Origin of the sequence: Desulfonatronum thiodismutans, from assembly GCF_000717475.1 — a bacterium.
GTDB classification, from domain to species: Bacteria; Desulfobacterota; Desulfovibrionia; order Desulfovibrionales; family Desulfonatronaceae; genus Desulfonatronum; species Desulfonatronum thiodismutans.
The window spans coordinates 287,609-308,579 of sequence record NZ_JPIK01000005.1 but is presented as its reverse complement, the minus strand read 5'-3'; the positions used below and the strand labels follow the sequence as shown (position 1 = coordinate 308,579).

Sequence of the window (20,971 nt, the reverse complement as noted above, 5' to 3'; positions counted from 1 at the left end):
GCCTCGTTCCGATGATTCCGGTTCGAGGAACGAAGTTGTTCATGTCAAAGGAGCGTACATGTGAAACAGTGAACATAACAAACAATCATCAAGAGTACCCGTCATCCGGCAAAGGCGTTTTTTTACCCCCGCAAGCAACTCCGCTCGATTAATTGAGAAAAAGGGAGCGATTTTCATGGCATACAGGAAACTAGTACTGGGCTTGTCCGGGTGCCTGTTCGTTTTGGTTTGCGTGCTTTTTCTACAGGCAGACGTGATGAGCATGATCAGCTCTTCCGGAAAGGATTCCGGCAGGGCCGATCTGATCATGATCCAGGCCATAGCCAAGCAGGCCACGAAGCAGGCCCCCCCTGTTCAGTTTTTACACGACGCGCATACCGAAGCCCTGGCTGAACAGGACAAGGACTGTTCGTCCTGCCACGTCAAGGACGAAGGCGGCACAATCTCCTACAAGTACATGCGCCTTGAAGACCCCGCCGCGAATCGGCTGAAGGATCTGTATCACGACAACTGTACGACCTGTCACGCTGAGAACGCAAAGGCCCGGATGGACAACCCCGGTCCCCAGATCGGCGAATGCCGCAAGTGCCACGTAGAGCCCGCGACCCACACCCAGACCTGGATTTCGAGCGGCATGGACAACATGCTGCACTACATCCACTGGGATTCGGACCTCATCGCCAAGGACGAGGGCAAGGACACCAACTGCGGCCAGTGTCACCACGAGTACGACGAGGACAAACAAGAACTCGTCTACATTCAGTTCGCCGAGGAAGGATGTCGTTCCTGCCACACGGCCGAACCCAAGGAACCCGTCAAGTCCAACCTCTCCGAGGCGTTCCACGGCCAGTGCGTGACCTGCCACCTGGAAAACAAGGAAGCCCAGGCCGAGCGCAACGGTCCCTTGGACTGCGCCTCCTGTCACGGCGGTCCGCAACGCCTGGAAATGCAGGCAAAATTCGCCGAAAAGCTGGAAGAGATGGACGGTGTTTTGCCCCGCCTGCCCCGCAACCAGCCCGATGCCGTGCTGCTGGCGGCCAAACTGCCCGAACTGCCCGAGGACGCCACCCGGCCCACCCTGATGTACCCCGTGCCCTTCAACCATGAACTGCACGAACAGGCCACGGACGCTTGCCGGGACTGCCACCACGAAACCCTGAAGAGTTCCTGTACGGATTGTCACACCCTGCAAGGTTCGGAGCAGGGCGGTTACATCACCCTGGAACGGGCCATGCACGCCCCGGACAGCAAGTCCAGTTGCGTAGGTTGCCACAATGAAATGAAGCAGGACCCCTCCTGCGCCGGCTGCCACGCAGCCATGCCTCGCGGCACGGAGCCTCCGGCTTCCAGCTGTGCCTTGTGCCACGTCAACCCGGACATCCTCGCCCAGCGCCCCGCCGGACAGCAGTCGATGGATTACGCGGACTACACGGAAATGCTCATTCCGGCCCAGACCGACGGCAGACAGCCTGCCGGGGAGCCGGTGGTCGTTCCCGAGGACAAGGAAGGCCGCGCCGCTCTGGCTCTGCGACTCATTGATCTGCGTCCCAAGGAAGCCTTGCTCATCGCTGAGGAAGACATCCCCGACGTCGTCAAGATCGACGTCCTGGCCGACGAATACCAGCCGGCGGAGTTGCCTCACCGCAAGATCGTCATGAGCATGATGGAGAAGATGAAAGATGACTCCCTGGCCACCACTTTCCACGCGACACCGGTGACCATGTGTCAGGGCTGTCACCACAATAGCCCCCTCTCCAAGACCCCGCCGAGCTGCCAATCCTGCCACGACCAGCGGTCCCAGGAAGGACGCCTTGGCCGACCGGGTCTTTTGGCCGCCTACCATATCCAGTGCATGTCCTGCCATACGGAGATGGGCCTGGAAGAGCCTGCGGCCACGGACTGCACCTCTTGCCACAAACAAAAAGAGAACTGACAGCTCGTAAGGAGAACCGACATATGAAACGCAGATCATTCCTCGGATTGATGGGCGCGGCCGGGGCCGGGCTGGCGGCTCCGGCCGTCGCTCCGGTAACCGCCCGAGCCGCGGCCAAGGACTTCAGAGGCTATCACGACACCCCGGGCGTGCTGTTCGACGGGACGCGGTGCATCGGCTGCCGCAAGTGCGAATTGGCCTGCAACAAGGTCAACAGCCTGCCTGAGCCTGAAGTGCCCTTCGACAACCTGGAAATCCTGAACAGCCGCAGGCGCACGGACTCGGCCACCTTCACAGTGGTCAACAAGTTCGACACGCCCACCGGCCCAGTGTACCGAAAAAATCAGTGCAATCACTGTCTGGAACCGGCCTGCGCGTCCTCGTGCTTTGTCAGCGCGTTCCAGAAGAATTCCGACAGCGCCGTGGACTACGACGAAACCGTCTGCGTCGGTTGCCGGTACTGCATGATCGCCTGCCCCTTTGAAATTCCAACCTACGAATACCACAAGGCCTTCACCCCCCGGGTGATGAAGTGCACGCTGTGCGGCCCGCAAATGCGCTCCGGCGAACTGCGGCTGCCCGGTTGCGTCCAGGAATGTCCCATGGAGGCCATGATATACGGCCCCCGCAACGAACTGCTCAATCTGGCCCGCCGCCGCTTTGCCGCCTTCCCGGGCCGCTACGTGGAGCAGATCTACGGCGAGCATGAGATGGGCGGGACCAGCTGGCTGTACATTTCCGGCACCCCTTTCTCTCAGGTTGGCCTGCGCGAGGACCTGGGCACCAAATCCGCACCGGAACTTACCGCCGGCGCCCTGGCCGCGGTTCCTGTTGTCGTAGGCGTCTGGCCGGTCTTGCTTGGCGGCATTTACGCCATTAACAAGCGCAAGGAAAAAATCGCGGCCCAGGAGCAGCAACAGGCCGTGTCCGCCGCCCTGGCCAAAGCCAATGCCGAGGCCAAGGAAACCCTCGCCGCGACTCTTGCCAAGGCGGAAGAGTCCGCCAACCGCCGCGTGGACAACGAAGTGAAAAAGGCCGTCAAGGAAGCTCTGGCCAAGAAAGAAGAAGAACTCAAAGCGGCTGAAGCGAGCGCAACGGACGAGGAGGAAGGCAAATGAGCACCGTGACCAATGACGACTTCAAGTCGTATTTGACGCCATTCAATATCGTAACGGGTCTGATCATCATCGCGGGCCTGATCGTCACCGTGATCCGCTTCACCGGCGGGCTCGGGGCCGTGACCAATCTGGACGACAACTACCCCTGGGGCATCTGGATCAGCTTTGATCTGCTCTGCGGCGTCGCCCTGGCGGCCGGCGGCTACACCACCGCCGCGGCCTGCTATGTCTTCGGGTTCAAGAAATTCCATTCCGCGGTTCGCCCCGCCGTCCTGACCGCCTTCCTGGGCTACGCCCTGGTAGTCCTGGCCCTGCACTACGACGTCGGTCGCCCTTGGCGGCTGCCTTACCCGATCTTTGTTCAGCAGGGCACGACCTCGCTGCTCTTCGAAGTAGGTCTGTGCGTGTTCCTGTACCTGACGGTCCTGTTCATGGAGTTCCTGCCCACCCTGTTCGAATGGACCGGGTGGCGGAAGCTGCGGGACGCCCTGGTCAAAATGACCCTGGTGCTGGTCATTTTCGGCGTGGTCCTCTCAACGCTGCACCAGTCCTCTCTGGGCGCACTGTACACCATTGCCCCGTCCAAACTGCACCCCTTGTGGTACTCGGCCTATCTCCCGGTGTTCTTCTTCGTCTCCAGCATCGCGGCCGGGTTGTCCATGGTCATCTTTGAAGGCTCCTTGTCGCACAAGTATCTGCACCGGATGATGGACAGCGAGTACAACAAGAACCACGACGACGTTGTCCTCGGCTTTGCCAAGGGCTGCTCCTGGGTGCTGTTCGGCTACTTTGCCCTGAAGATGATCGGCCTGACCTATGACAACAATTGGAGCTACCTGGCCAGCGGGTTCGGTGCGTGGTTCCTGGTGGAAATGCTCTGCTTCGTGGCCCTGCCGGCCTTCCTGTACGCCGTGGGCGCGCGGGACAAGAACTTCGCCCTGATCAAGTGGACGGCGATCCTGACCGTCCTGGGCATCGTCGTGAACCGGTTCAACGTTTCCCTGGTCGCGTTCAACTACCACCTGCCCTCCGAGGACAAGTACTTCCCTGCCATCATGGAGATCATCATCTCCGTGTTCATCGTCACAGTGGGCGTGGTAGCGTTCAAGTTCATCTCCACCAGGATGCCCGTTTTCTTCGAGCACCCTGACTACAAAGGCCAACACTGAGCTAAGGGAGGCTACACCAATGGAATTCAACTCGATGCACGAGTTTTTCATGCATACCAAGACCATGACCTACCTGCTCATGGGCGGGATACTGGTCGGCGCCGTACTCTGGTGGCAGTTCCTGATGGGTGAGAAGAAACCCATGGACAACCCTCACCGGACTGGCGAGGGTCATGACAATGGTCATGGGCATTAGCAAAGCGGAGAGAAGGCTTCCGGCGCGGCCTGCACGTGCCGGAAGCCGCTTGGCGGGCACAAGCGCTCATGATCCACGCTTTCTGGATCGACGGACGACAAGACCGTCCGGATTGCAACAACATAAGTGATGCTCGAGGAGACGCATATGTATAATTTCTTGACTGGACCCATGGTCTGGATCACGTTCCTGGTCGTGGTCGTTGGATTGACGTACCATGTGGTGACGTACATCCGCGGCCTGGACTGGCGGCTGGACCGTGTGGGCTATCGCCCAAACATGCAGTACGGCCTGAAAGGGGCCGCCAGGTCCATCTTTTTCTGGCTTTTGCCCTGGGGCTCCCACGGCTGGCGGGCCAAGCCGCTGTTCACCCTGCTCTTTTTCAGCTTCCACATCGGCTTGCTGTTTACTCCGATTTTTCTCGAAGCCCACAATATCATGCTCAAGGACAGCTGGGGCATTCGCCTGCCCGGGATTTCCACCGGCTTGGCCGACTTTCTGTCCTGGGTCGTGGTCATCGGCGGCATCTTCCTGATCCTGCGCCGCATCGCCTATCCTGAGGTCAGAATCCTCACCTCGGCCTATGACTACCTGCTGATCGTCATTGCCGTGTCCCCTTTCCTGACCGGCCTGATCGCCCGGTACAACGTGGGCAACTATGACTTCTGGCTGCTCATCCACATTTTTACCGGCCACGTCTGGCTGCTCAGCCTGGTCTTCACCAGACTGAACCATGTGGTCCTCTTCTTCCTGACCCGCGCGCAACTGGGCATGGACTACGGCATCAAGCGCGGCGGGATGAAAGGCACCCAGATGACCTGGTAGGCGTCTGGGAAACACAAGCTCAACGAGAGGGAGAACAAAATGCCCGAAGGAATTCTTTGCAACAAGCAGCCCATTGTCACCGACGAGCAGCTCAAGCTGACGCTCGGAGACAAGAGCGGCAAGCAATACTACGCGGAAATGGAACAACTGGACGTGGACACGGACAAGCTCTGGTCCACGATCCAAAACACCATGAAGTCCCGACTGAAAACATGGCTGAACATCTGCGCCAAATGCGGACTGTGCGCGGACAGTTGCTTTCTTTACGAATGCAACGACAGGGTTCCGGAGCAGGTTCCGTCCTACAAGATCCACGCTACACTGGGTGAAATCGTCAAGCGCAAGGGGAAAGTGGACAACGCCTTCATGCGCAAATGCATGGACATCGCCTGGAGCTGGTGTACCTGCTGCAACCGCTGCGGCCAGTTCTGCCCCCATGGCATCGACATGGGCGTGATGTTCTCCTACCTGCGCGGCCTGCTCTTCTCCCAAGGGTTCGTGCCCTGGGAACTGAAGATCGGCTCCGGGATGCACCGGGTTTACAAGGCCCAGATGGACGTGACCACCGAGGACTGGGTGGACACCTGCGAATGGATGGCGGACGAGAACTCCGAGGAGTGGCCCGGCCTGGAAATTCCCATTGACAAGGAAGACGCGGACATCATGTACACCATCAATGCCCGCGAAGCCAAACACTACCCGGAAGACATCGCCGAGGCGGCCATCCTGTTCCACGTGGCCGGCGAGAATTGGACCATGCCTTCCGAAGGCTGGGAGCAGACCTCACTGACTCTGTTCGCCGGCGACTGGGAAGGATGCAAGCAACAAGTTCTGCATGTTTATGACGCCATCGAACGACTGCGCCCCAAGCGGGTCGTGGGCACGGAATGCGGCCACGCCCACCGGGCCACGGTCATCGAAGGTCCCTACTGGGCTGGTCGGGAAGACGGCCAGCCGCCCAGGCCGTACATCCACTACGTGGAATGGCTGGCCGAGATGCTGCGCACCGGGCGGATCAAGATCGACCCGGCCAAACGGATCAAGGAACCGGTCACCCTGCAGGATTCCTGCAACTATGTCCGCAACCAGGGCCTGAAGAACATCACCCGGGAGATCATGAGCTATATCGTGGAGCCGGGGTATTTCGTGGAAATGGCCCCGAACAAGGAATACAACTACTGCTGTGGCGGCGGTGGAGGATTCAACGGCATCGGCAAATATCGCCCCCAACGAAACATTGCTCTGCTTAAAAAAAGGGAGCAGATTTTAGCCACAGGGTGCAAGCTTGTGGTTGCGCCCTGCCACAACTGCTGGGACGCCATCCGGGACCTGGAAGAAGAATATCCCATGGGCCTGCGCTGGTCCTTCCTCAAACCGTTGGTGATCAAGATGATGATCGTCCCGGATCACCTCAAGCCCCAGGACGAGGAAGGCGAAGAGTAATAGACTCCGCATTGTCGCACCAACAGTCAGCACATACGAGGTAACTCATGAAGAAAAAGATTCTATTGGCGACAACAGGCTCCCCGGCCAGCTTCGGGGCCGCGCGGGTGGCCTTTGAGATGGCCAGGCGGTACGATGCGGAACTGCTGCTCTTTCACGTCGCCGGCGTACCCAAGAAAGGCTTTTCCTATCAGGAAGTCAGCGACGTCCGCTCCCAGGAAGCCGTTCAGGTCGACGAAGACTACATGGCCTGGGTCGAAGAGGAGCTGAAAACCACCTATGCCAAGCAGCTCGAGGAATGCAAAAACTCGCGAATCATCCTGGCCAATGGCCTGCCGCACCGGGAAATCCTCCGGGCGGCCCGCAGCGAGGATGTGGACATGATCGTCATGGGCGCACATTCCGGCGACTCCAGTGCTTCCTATTCCAAGGGCTACCCCGGCAGCACCCTGCAGCGCGTGGCCAAGGCCGCCAAGTGCCCGGTGATGACCGTGCACCGGGAATCCGCGTCGTATATGGGCGGCTTCTCCCATATCGTCTTTGCCACGGACTTCTCCAAGCAGTCCGAAAGCGCCTTCAAGTACGCCTTGTCCATGGCCAAGGAGTATGATTGCGAAATGACCCTGTTTCACGCCCTGGACATCACCAGCAAGGTCTTGGCCCAGAGCGATATCGAGGACAAACTGATCACGCTTCGCAAACGACTGCGTGACGTGTACGGACCTAAGATGGTCGATTTCAAGAATTTTGAAGTCGACGTCTGGGAAGGCAATCCCTACGTGGAAATCGTCAAGATAGCCCGCGAGCGCATGGCCGATTTGATTGTCCTGGCCCACAACACCAGAGAGCTGGACCCGGAACAGGCCAGCATGGGGTCGACCCTGGAACAGGTGATCCTGCGGGCCAACTGCCCGGTGGTCAGCGTAAACAGGCCGGACAAGGTCTAGAAGTATTGCGAGCATTGTGTCCATCGCCCGATGTCTCCGAACCCGGGCGGTGGACTTGTAGGGCATTGCATGCGAGACGAAATGCATTTGCATGCATGCCAGGCTCTCGTTGATTTCGGCAACCTCAAGGATTGGAAGTTCCTTCCGAATCTCACCAGGAGGTGTACAGTGGCGAAGAAAATCATGGTCGTCGACGACGACAAGGAAATCACCTCGTACCTGACCCAGTTGTTCAAGGACAACGGCTATGAAACCGTGGAAGCCAACGACGGCTCAGAGGCCCACGACATCGTGGCCAAGGAAAAACCGGACCTGATCACCCTTGACCTGGAAATGCCCAATGAATGGGGTCCTCGTTTTTACCGCAAACTGACCCAGAACCCGGAACTGAAGAAAATCCCGATCATCGTGATCAGCGGCCTGCCGTCCAACCAGTATGCAATCCAAAAGGCCGTCGCCAGCCTGACCAAGCCGTTCGACCGCGACGAACTGATGAAGATCGTCAAGCAGACCATCGGCTGAGCCGGCCCCTCGAATATCCGTCCTCCCTTGTCCCGCTCGCGTGGCAAGGGCGGACATTTTCACTTTCATAGCTTTCCGATATCACCCGCCCAACATCCACGGGGTGTGTTTTAGCCATCGTGGATTGCCTTTTCCGCCCGTCCCTTTTACTCCTTTTTTCTCCACCACTGGAACTGTTCAGCACATTCCGTGTGTGGCCTCATTCCGATTCTGGATACCCGTTTTCGCGGGCATGACTGATTCAGAAACGAAAGGGTCGGCATGGCAGGCATAAAGCTGCCCCTTTGACCCCGGATGCACTGCATGGCCTCTTTTACGCCTTCATCTTGATTTGGAGCAAACATGATCACGGACAAGAAATTACTGCTCGTCGACGACGAGGAGGGAATCAGACGCTTTCTGGGGCTGACCCTGGAAGACATGGGGTACGAGGTCAAAACCGCAGAGAACGGAAGTATCGCCCTGGAAGTCTTCCAAGACTTCCAGCCTTCCATCGTGCTCACCGACATCAAGATGCCGGTCATGGACGGAATTGAGCTGATGCGGCGGCTCAAGAAAGACTATCCCGACGTGGAGGTGGTGATCATCACCGGCCACGGCGACCTGGAACTGGCCATCGAGGCTCTGAAACACGAAGCCGCCGACTTCATCACCAAACCCATCAACGACGATGTGCTGGAAATCTCCCTGAACCGCGTTCGGGAAAAGATCGTGATGAAACGTCAGTTGCGAAACTACACGGAGAACCTCGAACGGCTCGTGGAAGAAAAAACCCAGCACATCGTCAAGCTGGAACGCCAGACCGCCGCCGGCCAGATGGTGGAAAAATTCAGTGATTTTTTATCCGGAATCACAACCGAGGTGGAAAATCGAACCGGGCTCTTCAACGAGCTGCCCTGCCTCGTCTCCCTACATAACAAGGATCTGCGGGTCGTGGCCTGCAACAGTCTGTTCAGAGAGCGCATCGGCGATTGCAACGGCATGAACACGCCCCAGATGTACGCCCAGGAGACCTTTGCCGATTCCGAATGTCCCGTCCAGGCGACCTTTCAGTCCGGGAACGGTCAGCGCCTCAAAGCGACCCTGGTCGGCAAGGACGGAACGCCGATCCCGGTCACGGCGCATACCTCGCCGATCCTGGACAAGGAAGGGGAGGTCGGGCTGGTCCTGAGCATTGCCGTGGATATGACGGAACTCAGTCGTCTTCGGGACGAACTGCTGGCCACCCAACGCAAATACCAGCGCCTCTTCGACGAAGTCCCCTGCTATATTACGGTGCTAAACCCGGACTTCACCGTCGCGGAGACTAACCGCCGCTTCAAGGAGAAGTTCAACGAGGCCGAAGGGCTGCTGTGTTACCGGGAAAAGAAGGGCAGGGAAGCGCCCTGCGCGGACTGCCTGATGCAGCAAACGCTTCAGGACGGTGAGTCGCACCAGACGGAAACCGTGGTCACCACCAAGGATGGAGAGCAGCTTAACGTACTGGCGATTTCCTCGCCCATTCGCAATGCCCAGGGTGATATTCATCAGGTCATTGAAATGTACACGGACATCACCGAAATTCGCCGCCTCCAGGACCATCTGACCTCCCTGGGCATCATGCTCGGCTCCATGTCCCATGGGGTCAAGGGACTACTCACGGCCCTGGACGGAGGCATGTACCGCCTGGAATCCGGCCTGAAAAACGACCAGCCCGACCAGGTCGCGGACGCCATGAACACTTTGAAAAATATCATCGGCAAGGTCCGCAAGCTGGTGCTGGACATCCTCTACTACGCCAAGTCCCGGGATCTCGAAGTTCAGGACTTCGACGCGGCGAAATTCCTTGCTGACACTGCCGCACTGATCCGCCCACGAGCGGACAAGGCCGACGTCCGCTTCACCTTTCATGCCGAAGAAAACCTCGGCACCTTTCAGATCGACGCCGCAGCCCTGTCCGCGGCCCTGGTCAATTTCCTGGAGAACGCGGTGGATGCCTGCGAAGGAGTTGAAGTCGAACAACGCCAAGTCGAGTTTTCAGCCTCGGGAACCCCGGATCGCGTCGCCATTACGGTCAAGGACCAGGGCCAAGGCATGGACAAGGAAACCCGAGAGAAAATTTTCACCCTCTTCTTTTCTTCCAAAGGCAGCAAGGGCACCGGCCTGGGCCTCTTCATCTCCAACCAGACCATCGAAAAACATGGCGGCTCCATCGCCGTTGAATCCGAACCCGGCAAAGGGAGCACCTTCACCATCACCCTGCCTCGCAAACAACCGCTGACTTGTCCAAGTCGGCGATCGCCCGAGCTGAAAGAGTCCGGCTCTGAATAGTTTTTTCGAGGGGACGATCTCAGCATCTTCCGTCCCCTCGCACGCCCCCTTCATGTCGAGCGCAGAAGTCCAGAGCAATGGCCATGGGGCCGTCTGCTTGGCTTTGTTGGCCATGTGCCAGTGTATCGGTCTTTGAACAAACAGGCTTGGCGCAGTCAGAGCCTTGCTCGGAACGCGGCAACAAAGGCGCAAAAATAGCCTGGTTCTCATCCTAAGACGTATTACAAGCCCATTTCTTAACCTGCTTCCCACCCTCTCACTCTATCCACCTAAAACTATTACACCTCTCTTTTTGGCACAGATTGTGTTTAAGCCCTTGCATGGTCAACAGACCACAATCAAGGAACAGCATACAGGAGATTGTCATGCCAAAAGGTGATGGAACCGGCCCCACGGGACAGGGCGCGATTAATGGGTGGGGCAATGGAAATTGCCCACAAGGCCAAGAAGGGCGAGGCCGGGGACGAGGCCGTGGCGGTTGCCGCGGTCAAGGCGGCCAGGGGATGGGACGAGGTCAAGGCAAGGGTCAAGGTTGGAGCCAAAGTGGCTCGCGCAACCAGCAAGACGGAAGCACTGCTCCGGCGTCGGCATCCGCCCCGACCGGCTCTGGTACGCCCGGTGCGTCGGCAACCCCAAAACCCATGCCCGGCAACCGCCCCAGGCAACGACGTCTGCGGGTACATCGTTGCTGGAACATGACATAGACATCTGATAATGTTGAACAATATCCGATCAACCGCTCCCTTCAACCATCAGAGTCAGGAGTATGCGCATCATGAGCGACCATGAATGCGGGACGTGTTCGGACAAGGATTGCGCCGGGCAGAGCGAGGAAGAAAAGGCTCTCCAGGCCAATCTTGCCCGGATCAAAAACAAGATCGTCGTCCTTTCCGGCAAGGGCGGCGTGGGCAAGAGCACAGTAGCCGTAAATCTGGCTCAGGCTCTGGCCATGGCCGGGATGAAGACCGGTCTGCTGGACGTGGATGTCCACGGTCCGAGCATTCCCCGGCTGCTCAGCCTGAGCGGAAAGCATCCGCATATTGACGCCGGACGGCTGGAGCCCATTAATGCCGGTCCGAATTTGTGGGTCATGTCATTGGGCTTTTTATTGCCAAGCAACCGGGAACCCGTGATCTGGCGCGGTCCGGTAAAGATGGGGATGATCAAGCAGTTTTTGCGCGACGTGACCTGGGGCGATCTGGATTTCCTGGTCGTGGATTGTCCGCCCGGGACCGGGGACGAGCCCTTGTCCGTGCTCCAACTGCTGGGACCGTCGGCCAAGGCCCTGATCGTGACCACTCCTCAGGGCGTGGCCGTGGATGATGTCCGAAGATCCGTGACCTTTTGCGCCGAGGTGGGCAATCCTGTCTTGGGCATTGTGGAAAACATGAGTGGCCATGTCTGCGGCCATTGCGGTCATCTGGATGATATTTTCGGCAGCGGAGGAGGGCTGGCTCTTGCCGAGGAGATGGGCGTTCCTTTTCTGGGCAGGATCCCCCTGGATCCCGAAGTGGTCCGCTCCGGAGACGAAGGGTTCGCCTTCCTGCGCATCCACCAGGAAGGCCCTACGGCCCAGGCTTTACATCACATCATCAAGCCGATCCTGGCGATATCAACAGGCCAGCTGGCCTGAAATTAACCAAAAATTGTTTCGCCTCTCCTCGCTTGAACCCAGGCCGCATTGGGCGGTCTTGGTTTTTTATCGCCGTGCGCCCCCCCTCGGACGCACGGCAGGCCGGAGATGGCGACTCCCTGAACCTTGCCGCACGCTCAAATCCGTTGTCCTCCGCAAGGTCAGGATTCAGGGTCATGAAGGGGCAGCTACGCCCACGCCGCCTCCCATGAACTTTTTTATACTTCGAGCCAAGGCCTCTCCGTCCGCAAAGCTCGGGTCCACGGACAATGGAGCGAAAATGCCCAGGCCTTCTCCAGCCTCGTGAAAGGATTCCTCGTCCAGCTCGGTGACCACGATGCAGTTCACCGCCGCGTTCACGGTCAGCAATTTTCGCGTCAATTCCAAAGGCCCGCCTTCGGGCAGGCCCTGGTCCAGGATCAGGAACCCCGGGGGCATGACCTTCACCGCGGCCAGGACATTGGTCCAGTTGTTGGTGAACAATAATTCCACATTTCGCAATTCTTGTCGTAACGCGTCGCAAAAACGAGCGAATATATCCTCTGAACGATTGGTGGCTATCAATATCTGCATGCGTTTTCTCCCGTAATCCCGATACATCGCGACAGGGCGATTCAAAGGCACCTCATGCGCACCTTATGGAAAAGATGATCCGACGCTTCCCGGACAATGATCGACACAAGGAAACGCCGGATTATCGGCAATGCACAGCGGTTGATCGGCTAATGCTGGGCTCCGCCGCCGCAGGTATTCTCGGTGCTGAAGGTCGGCAGGGAATCCGTCAGGAAGGCTTGCACCGCGTGACCCACGGAAGGCAAGCCCGCACCATGCACGACCCTTACTCCAGCCTGCTGAAACCCCATCAACGGCCGCAACCCCATGCCCCCGGCTATGAGTACCTTGACGCCGTTGCCGGCCAGGTGATTGACCGGAGCCATGCACCCGCCTTGCTGGTGGGGAACGTTGGGCAGTGTTCGCACGTCCACGATCTCCCCGTTTTTGGCTTCCACGATGGTGTACAGATCGCAATGACCGAAATGCATCCCGACGGCGGCATCCAGACCGCCGGGGGTCTCGGACGGGACGGCGATAATCAACGTGTCCATGGTGACATCTCCTTTATTTCATTGAAGCGGTTAGCAATTAAGAAAACCAATACGCGTTGCGTTACAACAGTTAAGTGAGACGCAACGGACCAACGGGACAGGCGACAATCTTCTCCCATATCCCGCGCAATTCGTCGCCAAAGTGAGAGGCCGGCATTTCCGTGATGCACTTGCCCAGAATCATGGCCTTGGTCATCTGCTCATCGTAGGGCAGCATGCCCAGCAGGCCATGCCCCTGCTCACGGCAGTACACCCCGATCTCCCGGCTGTTATCAGGGTTCAGGTCAAACTTGTTCACAATCACGGCCACGGGGATGCGGAAATGGAGGCACAGGTCGGCCACTCGCTCCAGGTCGTGACGTCCGGACGGGGTCGGCTCGGTGATCACCACCGCCAGGTTCGCCCCGGAAAGCGAGCTGATGACCGGACACCCGATTCCCGGCGTCCCGTCGCACAGAATCATGGACAGTCCTTGCTTCTTCGCTCGTTGGCGGGCTTCCTTCTTGAGCAGGGCCACGAGCCGTCCGGAGTTTTCTTCACCTGGAAACAACTGTGCATGGATCATCGGCCCGAAACGCATGGCAGAGGAAAACCACTGCCCACAATGCTTTTCCACGAAATCCACGGCCTGATCCGGACAAAAATGGACGCAAACCTTGCAGCCCTCGCATCGTAGGGAGTCGACGACATACTTCCCCTGGTCTTCGCGTACGGCCCCGAAGCGGCAGAGTTCCGCGCACACACCGCATTTCGTGCATCGCTCTTGATCGATCACCGCTTCGTGCCCGGAGCGAAATGCATGCTCTTCCTCGACAACCGGAGCCAACAGCATGTGCAGATCCGGCGCATCCACGTCCAGGTCGCAGACCATGGCGTTGTCAGCCAAATGCGCGAAAGCTGCCGTGATACTGGTCTTGCCCGTGCCGCCCTTGCCGCTGATCACCACGATCTCACGCACGTTCCACCTCCCGGGACACGGTGACGGCGGCCCGCATCCGCTCTTTCAACTCCTGAAAAATCCCTCTCAGCTCCGGCAGCTCTCTGGCGACGATCTCCCCCCGCGAGTAAGCTTTGGCCGCGAGGATACTATTGGGAATGTGGGCCCAGATCGGAATGCCGACGGCCCGACAGTAATCGTCCACGCCTTGGTCCCCGATGCCGACCCGGTTGATCACCGCGCCCATGGGTTTGTTCAACCCGTAAAAGGCCTCCACGGCCAGACGAAAATCATACAGGCCAAATGGCGTGGGCTCGGTGACCAGAAGGATTGCGTCCGCATCCATCACGGCATGCATCGCCGGGCAACTCACCCCGGGAGGGGCGTCAATCAGCACATCTCCCAGCACGTCATTCGGCATCCCACCATGACTCGCTTGCTCCATTACCCGCTGCTTGACCTGCTGCATCAGCGGCGGACTCATGGCTTCTCCAACCCGCAACCGGCCCATGAAAAAACGTCCGAACTCCGTTTGGCCCTCGGCGATCCGGCCCAGCTCCCGTCCGCCCGGGCTGAGAGCCCCCTCGGGACAAATTTTCAGACACCCGCCGCAACCGTGGCACATTTCCGGATAGAACAACATGGTTTTGCCCATGATTGCCAAGGCCTTGTACTGGCAAAACCTGGAGCACTCCCCGCACAGGGTGCACTTGTCCGAATCGTGGACCGGAACCTCCAGCATGGCCGCTGTCTCCCGCATCACCTCGGGCTTCAGGAACAGATGCAGATTGGGCTCTTCCACATCCAGGTCCACGAGAGTCAACGGTTCCTCCCAAATGGCGGCCAGGGAGGCGGTGACCGTGGTTTTCCCCGTCCCCCCCTTGCCGCTGGCAACGGCGAAGATCACCGCCGCGCTCCTTGCCCGCGTCCTTGGCCGCTCCCTTGCCCACGTCCTCGACCTGTTCCACCATGCGCCTGGGAGTTGGGCGCATCAGCCACGGTCAGTTCGCCGCGCTTGAACCGTTCCACGGCCTGCCCCACGGTCACGCCCTCGACATTTTGGATGATCTGGATTCCCGCGGCGGACAGAGCTTGAAAGGCCTTGGGCCCGACAAACCCGCTGATCACCACTTCCACCCCGGCGTTTGCAAGGTTTTGCGCCGCCTGGATCCCCGCGCCTTGGGCCATGACCTGGGACGCGCCATTGTCAATGTAGCTTGAGGCGTTTCCGACTTGATCCACGACGACGAAGCCCGCCGCCCTGCCGAACCGTGGATCCACCATGTCATCCAGAAGAGGGCCTTCACTGGAAACCGCAATACGTTTCATCTGCATTTTTCGAACTCCTTTTGTTGTCCGTCGCCATCCTCGCCCTACCGCGCAGTTACGTTTTCCAAGACCGGGCATTTTGTAGGACAGAACGCGACCCGCAAACCAGGCTTGCGCCACTTCATCCGCCCTGCCGCCAATCCAGGGCTCCACCCGTAGCCCGGCGTAAATCAATATTTCCCTGTCCGGACAGGCCAATCCGCCGCAGAGCAACCAGTGGACATCCGACTGCACCAGGGTCCGCGCAAAACCCAACATGCCCAGATCCCGCACTGTACTCGGCAACACGTGTATTTCCGGCCCATGACTCGGCCCCGGAAGCATCTGCTCCGGAGTGTCACGCATCGTCCCGTCGGGCTGTTCATGATAGAGGTGAAGCGATGTGGCCGTATCCAGCAGTGTTGCGATACGGTTTCCGTAGCAGGCCAAACACACTCGCATCGCTGTTCTCCGAAATGCTTCGGGGGAAAAAAAACGCTCCAATTACTCCTTTCACATGGCATATTGCATGCCAAGTTAAAAAAGCTATGCTTTTCAGCATGTAAGACGAAATAAGACGAACTGGCGCAAAGCGATGGACGTAAAATTAGCCCAGATCGCCGCGTAAAAAAAAGAGGAGCTGGACGCCGGGCTCAAGCTTCCGACCGGTACCGCGAAAACGAAGAGGGGGGGATATAATGGGGAGGGGGAAAGTCGAGGCGAGTCTCCGGATATGACGCATAAAAAACCTGGATTCCCGCGAAGACGAGAATCCAAGTCATGTTTACATCATTTTTTTTGAACAGTTACGAAATTTAACCGGCACTAACGCAACAACCGCCGCAGAGTGTCCTTGGACACCTCCAGTTCGCGGCAAGCGGCCATGACCCGGCCATTGTTGCGGGCCAGAGCCTGGGCCGCGGCCTGTCGCTTGATTTCATCCATGGTGCCGCGCAAGGCCATGGACGGTGTGGCCGGAGTATCGGGGCACAGGCCATCAGGCAGATGTTCCAGCTTGATCAATCCTCCAGGACAAAGGATGAACGCGTATTCAATGATGTTTTCCAATTCCCGGACGTTGCCCGGGAATGGGTGACGCACCAGCAGGCGCATTACTTCTTCCGTCACCCCTTGAATGTCCTTGCCGGTCAAAACGTTCTGGCGCTTGACCACATGCTGGACCAGTAGCGGGACGTCCTCCGGTCGCTCCCGCAAGGGCGGCAGGACCAGACGGACCACGTTCAAACGGTAATAGAGATCTCCCCGGAACTCCTGGCGGGCGACCATATCCTCCAAATCCTTGTTGGTGGCCGCAACGATCCGGACGTTCACCGGCACGCCGCGCACCGCGCCCAGGGGCTCGACCACCTTTTCCTGCAAGACGCGCAGAATCTTGACCTGCAGGGCCAGGGGCATGTCCCCGATTTCGTCGAGAAACAAGGTCCCGCCGTCCGCGGCCTGGAATCGGCCAGGCTTGTCTCGCTTGGCGTCCGTAAAAGCCCCGGCCTTATGACCGAACAACTCGCTTTCCAGCAGTTGCTCCGGCAGGGCTCCGCAATTGACGGCCACGAAGGGCTTGCCGTTGCGACCACTCAGATTGTGGATCGCCCGGGCCACCAGTTCCTTTCCCGTGCCCGACTCGCCCAGCAGCAGCACCGTGGAACCGCTGGTCGCGATCTGGGGCAGGATGCTCAAGGTCCGCTGAAACACCGGGCTTCTGCTGATGATGTCTTCCACCCGATACAATCCATCCAGTTTTTTTTGAATCTGACGCAAGGCCGAAAGATCACGAAACGTCTCCACTCCGCCCACAATCTTGCCCCGCCGGTCCCGCAACGGAGCGGCGTTGATGCTGATGGGCACCCTGGTTCCATCGCTGCGCACGAAATACAGCGACCGGTTGGCGCGGCTTTCCCCGGCCTCCAGAGAGGCCTTCAAGGCACAGGCCCCGTCACAAATGCTGGATCGAAAGACTTCCCAGCACTTTCGCCCCAAGGCCTCGTCCTTCAACACGCCGGTGATGGCGCAGGCCGCCCGGTTGAAAAAGGTGATGTTCCAGTCCTTGTCCACGGTGAACACCCCGTCGGCCAAGCTGTCCATGATATGTTCACAGGATATGTCGTGTAAAAAATGCATTATCACCTCACTCGAAAATCAACAGCTCTCCCATCGGAAGAAGAATGCGTCCAACAAAATAATATGGGCAAATTTTACGCCCAAGCCAGTTCTATGAAAAAACGCAGAGGTGTCAACCCACTAAAAATACAGGCAACTCCCGTGCGGCATGAAAGCTGCTTAAGAAATGCCGGGTGGTAACGACTCAGCACATACTGTGCCTGACCATTCAACCGCCCAGAATTCCCGCTTTCGCGGGAATGACGTATCGAGCCATGCCGTTTCAGATTCATTCAATCTGGAGCAGGTCGGCGCGTTACCGATATCCAGATCTTCTTATCCGGTTTTCTGAGCAGTTACGAAATGTGACAGTTCCCTGGAGGCGCGAATGTTCAAGCTGGTACTCCTGGCCCTGACGGACAAGGGCGACGGCACGTCCGCCTTCCGCTTGGCGGCGGCGGTAGCGGTTCGACACAAGTCGGGATTTATGGTCCAGCATGTCAGCACCCCCCAGGAGCGGGAGAAAAGTTGCGTACTGCAACTTTCCAACGAACGGGAACTCTCGACCCGGCGGGTCGAGGTCGAAGCATTCTGCCGGGCGAACATGCCCGAAGGATTGACGGCGGACGTGGTGCTCAGTTCCGGATTTGTCCACGTCGAGACGCTCAAGACCATCCGCCTCATGGAGCCTGACCTCGTGGTTCTCGGCGACCAAGGCGACGCCGAGCACTGTCGGCGTGAGCTTTCCGCCTCGACCACGGATACCGCCTTGCTCATCGCCCGGGAAGCCGCCTGTCCGGTTCTCACCGTTCCGTCAGGAATGTCAGCGGCTTTGAGCCGATCTTTTCCGGGAACATTCCAGCGCATCGTCGCTGCCACCGACCTCCAGGAAGGCACGGAGGACGTCCTGACCATGGCGGGGCGGGTCCTTAAGGCGGACGCAGGAGCCCTGGCCGTGTTTCATGCCCTGCCGCTGGCAGGCACCGCCCTCGAAGGCACCGCGCTGAACCAAGCGCTGAGCCAAGCAAGGAGCCGTTTGGGCTATCTGGGCCGCGACCTGGGCCGCGACCTGAGTCTGTCCACCGAAGCCACATATGTCGTCCGCGAAGGTGATCCGTCCGTGGAAATCCTGAAATACGCCCGGGACAGCGAGGCCGACCTGATCGTCCTGACTCCGGACTGTTATGCTGGAACACGGGAGCCTTCGGAAAAGGAACCTTGTGTCTCATCTCAAGTCCTCGCAGGGGCCCGCTGCCCGGTGATGCTCGTCGGTCCGGACGCACCGGCCCGTCGCTTTCAAAAACCACGTCAGCCAGAGAGGAAGACGTAAGCCATGCCGCAACACATTGTCATCATCGGGGCCGTGGCTCTGGGCTCCAAAGCCGCCGCCCGCTTCAAGCGCCTGGAGCCGGAAAGCCGAGTCACCCTCGTGGATCGAGACAAACGCATCGCTTACAGCGGCTGCGGCATTCCCTTCTATGTTTCCGGCGAGGTCAGCGATGTCCCGGAACTGCAAAGCACGTCCTTTCACGTCCTCCGCGACGCTGAGTATTTCCGGAAAAGCAAAGGCGTGGAAGTGCGCACCGAAACCGAGGCCGTGGCCATAGACCGCGCCGCCAAGACCGTGACCCTTACCCACCTGCCCTCGGGACGCTCCGAGATTCTGGCCTACGATCAGCTGGTGTTGGCCACGGGCAGCAAACCAGTGATTCCGCCCATCCCGGGAAGAGAACTGGCCGGCGTACATACCGTGCATAATCTGGAATCCGCCGAAAGCATCCGATCCCTCATTGCCAGCGGAAACGTGAAACAGGCCGTGGTGGTGGGCGCGGGATTCATCGGCCTGGAAATGGCCGTGGCCCTGGTAGATCTCTGGGGGGTGGAAACCACGGTCATCGAACTTCGGGAACAAATTCTGCCCGGCGTGATCGGAGGCAATCTTTCCCTTACCGCCCTACGACACATGCGGGACAAGGGTGTGCGGTTCCAGTTGGGCGATCAGGTGCTCAGCCTGGAGGGTGACGGCCAGGGACGTGTAGCCCGGGTGCGCACCAAACACGGCGAAATCCCCGCGGACCTGGTCATCGTTGCCGTGGGCGTCCGGCCCAACACGGAACTGGCCCGGGTCGCGGGCCTGGCTGTCTCTGAGCGCGGCGGAATCACGGTGGACGAGTACCTGCGGACTTCCGATCCCCACATCTATGCCGGAGGAGACTGCGTGGAACTGCACCACCTGCTGACCGGCTCCAAAACCTTCCTGCCCATGGGCTCCCTGGCCAATCGCCAAGGCCGGGTGATCGGCGACAACCTGGCTGGCGGCGAAAGCCGGTTTTTAGGCGTGGTGGGCTCGTGGTGCGTTAAACTGTTCGATCTTGCCGCGGCGGGAACCGGCCTGACGTTGCAAGCCGCTCGGTCCGCCGGTTTCAACCCCCTGAGCGTCCACGTCAGTCAACTGGACCGGGCTCACTTCCACCCGGACAGGGGCGTGATGAGCCTGGACCTGATCGTGGAGCGCGAAACCGGTCGTGTTCTCGGGATGCAGGGTACCGCGGACCGTGGCGACGCCCTGGTGGGCAAGGTGAACGTGATCGCCGGGCTGTTGCCCTCGGGCCTGAAGGTGGAGGCGTTGACCAGCCTGGAAGCCGCCTACTCCCCGCCCTTTTCCGCGGCGTTGGACATTTTGAACGTACTGGGCAACGCGGCGGAGAACATCCTCGCGGGACGCAACCGGACCATTCAGGTGGATGCATTCGCCGCCCTCTGGGAACAGCGGGAGAACGGCACGTACTTCTTCCTGGATTGCCGCGAACGAAGCGACGCCAAGGAAGAAACCGGGGCCAATCCGGAGCACTGGATCAACATCCCCCAAGGCGAATTGGTCGACAACATGAACAAACTGCCTCGAGACAAGAGCATCCTTGTCATCTGCGGCACCGGGGCACGCTCCTACGAAGCGCTGATAACCCTGCTTCACAATGGATTTCAGGACGTGATCAGCCTGGAAGGCGGCATGAGCGCCGTCAGCGCTACGGGCCTCGGTGTATCCTGACCATCGACAGTGGTCGAAAAAAAACGGTATCCCCACGACCCTCGACGTCCACGCCGCCCCGCCCAAGAATCAAGAACGCTTTCCTCTCCCCTCTCCAGTCTCTTCATCAATGAGCCTCCCGATATCTAGACTGCAAGCGGACATTCTATCCTTTTCAAGGATAGAATGTCCGCTTGTGCATCCAGCATCACGCGCATCGCGGATGATTTCAGGAGCAGCTGGCATGTATAAAAGCCATTATCCATCAACTTACAGGGTTTCTTTTTTTCTTCATCCACCACTTGCCATATTTCACCGGTTGAGTGTAGTCTGTGAAATAAAGAACAACAGGAAAGGCGAGCAAGGCAATACACGATTAAT

General features: G+C 58.9%; 19 protein-coding genes. 13 read left to right on the top strand and 6 right to left on the bottom strand.

The genetic code is table 11. The annotated features are described in order from the left end of the window. Window positions 1–175 precede the first annotated feature (175 nt). The 11 genes from hmcA to GY33_RS0104655 all read left to right on the top strand — a co-directional run bounded on the left by hmcA (window position 176) and on the right by GY33_RS0104655 (window position 12,096). Window positions 176–1,933, top strand: coding sequence for a sulfate respiration complex hexadecaheme cytochrome HmcA (hmcA, locus tag GY33_RS0104705; RefSeq protein WP_035271265.1), 1,758 nt, complete (start codon window positions 176–178; stop codon window positions 1,931–1,933). A gap of 23 nt (window positions 1,934–1,956) precedes the next feature. Beyond that, the gene (hmcB, locus tag GY33_RS0104700) at window positions 1,957–3,051 is read left to right on the top strand and encodes a sulfate respiration complex iron-sulfur protein HmcB (protein ID WP_031386231.1); all 1,095 of its coding nucleotides are present in this window, start codon (window positions 1,957–1,959) and stop codon (window positions 3,049–3,051) included. Then, on the top strand, window positions 3,048–4,220 hold the full coding sequence (hmcC, locus tag GY33_RS0104695) for a sulfate respiration complex protein HmcC (RefSeq protein ID WP_031386230.1): 1,173 nt from the start codon (window positions 3,048–3,050) through the stop codon (window positions 4,218–4,220). The genes hmcB and hmcC overlap by 4 nt, the downstream gene beginning before the upstream one ends. Before the next feature lie 19 nt (window positions 4,221–4,239). Then, window positions 4,240–4,416 (top strand): sulfate respiration complex protein HmcD, encoded by a 177-nt coding sequence (hmcD, locus tag GY33_RS20895; RefSeq protein WP_152555075.1) that lies wholly within the window; start codon window positions 4,240–4,242, stop codon window positions 4,414–4,416. A gap of 147 nt (window positions 4,417–4,563) precedes the next feature. Continuing rightward, window positions 4,564–5,241 carry a sulfate respiration complex protein HmcE gene (gene hmcE, locus GY33_RS0104685; RefSeq protein ID WP_031386229.1) on the top strand — a complete coding sequence of 226 codons (678 nt, stop codon included), beginning with the start codon at window positions 4,564–4,566 and terminating at the stop codon, window positions 5,239–5,241. A gap of 39 nt (window positions 5,242–5,280) precedes the next feature. Next, window positions 5,281–6,684 carry a sulfate respiration complex iron-sulfur protein HmcF gene (hmcF, locus tag GY33_RS0104680; protein WP_031386228.1) on the top strand — a complete coding sequence of 468 codons (1,404 nt, stop codon included), beginning with the start codon at window positions 5,281–5,283 and terminating at the stop codon, window positions 6,682–6,684. A 47-nt stretch (window positions 6,685–6,731) separates the two neighbouring features. Beyond that, a complete protein-coding gene (locus GY33_RS0104675; RefSeq protein ID WP_031386227.1) occupies window positions 6,732–7,631 on the top strand; it encodes a universal stress protein in 900 nt (299 codons plus the stop codon). A gap of 168 nt (window positions 7,632–7,799) precedes the next feature. After that, on the top strand, window positions 7,800–8,153 hold the full coding sequence (gene divK / locus GY33_RS0104670; protein ID WP_028572409.1) for a DVU0259 family response regulator domain-containing protein: 354 nt from the start codon (window positions 7,800–7,802) through the stop codon (window positions 8,151–8,153). A gap of 342 nt (window positions 8,154–8,495) precedes the next feature. Further along, window positions 8,496–10,463 (top strand): hybrid sensor histidine kinase/response regulator, encoded by a 1,968-nt coding sequence (locus tag GY33_RS0104665; RefSeq protein ID WP_051822289.1) that lies wholly within the window; start codon window positions 8,496–8,498, stop codon window positions 10,461–10,463. Window positions 10,464–10,886: 423 nt separating this feature from the next. Then, window positions 10,887–11,162, top strand: a complete 276-nt coding sequence (locus GY33_RS0104660; RefSeq protein ID WP_152555074.1) for a hypothetical protein — start codon at window positions 10,887–10,889, stop codon at window positions 11,160–11,162. Window positions 11,163–11,238: 76 nt separating this feature from the next. Next, window positions 11,239–12,096 (top strand): Mrp/NBP35 family ATP-binding protein, encoded by an 858-nt coding sequence (locus GY33_RS0104655; protein WP_031386224.1) that lies wholly within the window; start codon window positions 11,239–11,241, stop codon window positions 12,094–12,096. 174 nt (window positions 12,097–12,270) lie between these two features. Here the strand turns inward: GY33_RS0104655 and GY33_RS18975 are convergent, their stop codons facing one another. The 6 genes from GY33_RS18975 to GY33_RS0104625 all read right to left on the bottom strand — a co-directional run bounded on the left by GY33_RS18975 (window position 12,271) and on the right by GY33_RS0104625 (window position 17,583). Continuing rightward, window positions 12,271–12,669, bottom strand: a complete 399-nt coding sequence (locus tag GY33_RS18975) for a response regulator (RefSeq protein ID WP_051822288.1) — start codon at window positions 12,667–12,669, stop codon at window positions 12,271–12,273. A gap of 149 nt (window positions 12,670–12,818) precedes the next feature. Further along, the gene (locus GY33_RS0104645) at window positions 12,819–13,202 is read right to left on the bottom strand and encodes a NifB/NifX family molybdenum-iron cluster-binding protein (RefSeq protein ID WP_031386223.1); all 384 of its coding nucleotides are present in this window, start codon (window positions 13,200–13,202) and stop codon (window positions 12,819–12,821) included. Between the two features lie 70 nt (window positions 13,203–13,272). Continuing rightward, window positions 13,273–14,160: an ATP-binding protein gene (locus tag GY33_RS0104640; RefSeq protein WP_031386222.1), complete on the bottom strand. Its 888-nt coding sequence runs from the start codon at window positions 14,158–14,160 to the stop codon at window positions 13,273–13,275. Continuing rightward, window positions 14,153–15,046 carry an ATP-binding protein gene (locus GY33_RS0104635; protein ID WP_031386221.1) on the bottom strand — a complete coding sequence of 298 codons (894 nt, stop codon included), beginning with the start codon at window positions 15,044–15,046 and terminating at the stop codon, window positions 14,153–14,155. Before GY33_RS0104635 ends, GY33_RS0104640 begins: the two co-directional genes overlap by 8 nt. Further along, window positions 15,043–15,909 carry a NifB/NifX family molybdenum-iron cluster-binding protein gene (locus GY33_RS21645; RefSeq protein ID WP_235185464.1) on the bottom strand — a complete coding sequence of 289 codons (867 nt, stop codon included), beginning with the start codon at window positions 15,907–15,909 and terminating at the stop codon, window positions 15,043–15,045. Before GY33_RS21645 ends, GY33_RS0104635 begins: the two co-directional genes overlap by 4 nt. A gap of 363 nt (window positions 15,910–16,272) precedes the next feature. Then, entirely contained in the window at window positions 16,273–17,583 is a 1,311-nt protein-coding gene (locus GY33_RS0104625) for a sigma-54 interaction domain-containing protein (RefSeq protein WP_031386219.1), read from the bottom strand. A 367-nt stretch (window positions 17,584–17,950) separates the two neighbouring features. Here GY33_RS0104625 and GY33_RS0104620 point away from each other — a divergent pair, with 367 nt between their 5' ends. Together GY33_RS0104620 and GY33_RS0104615 are read left to right on the top strand one after the other, a co-directional pair. Then, window positions 17,951–18,892 carry a universal stress protein gene (locus GY33_RS0104620; RefSeq protein WP_031386218.1) on the top strand — a complete coding sequence of 314 codons (942 nt, stop codon included), beginning with the start codon at window positions 17,951–17,953 and terminating at the stop codon, window positions 18,890–18,892. 3 nt (window positions 18,893–18,895) lie between these two features. Then, window positions 18,896–20,611: an FAD-dependent oxidoreductase gene (locus GY33_RS0104615; RefSeq protein WP_031386217.1), complete on the top strand. Its 1,716-nt coding sequence runs from the start codon at window positions 18,896–18,898 to the stop codon at window positions 20,609–20,611. The last annotated feature ends 360 nt before the right edge of the window (window positions 20,612–20,971 follow it).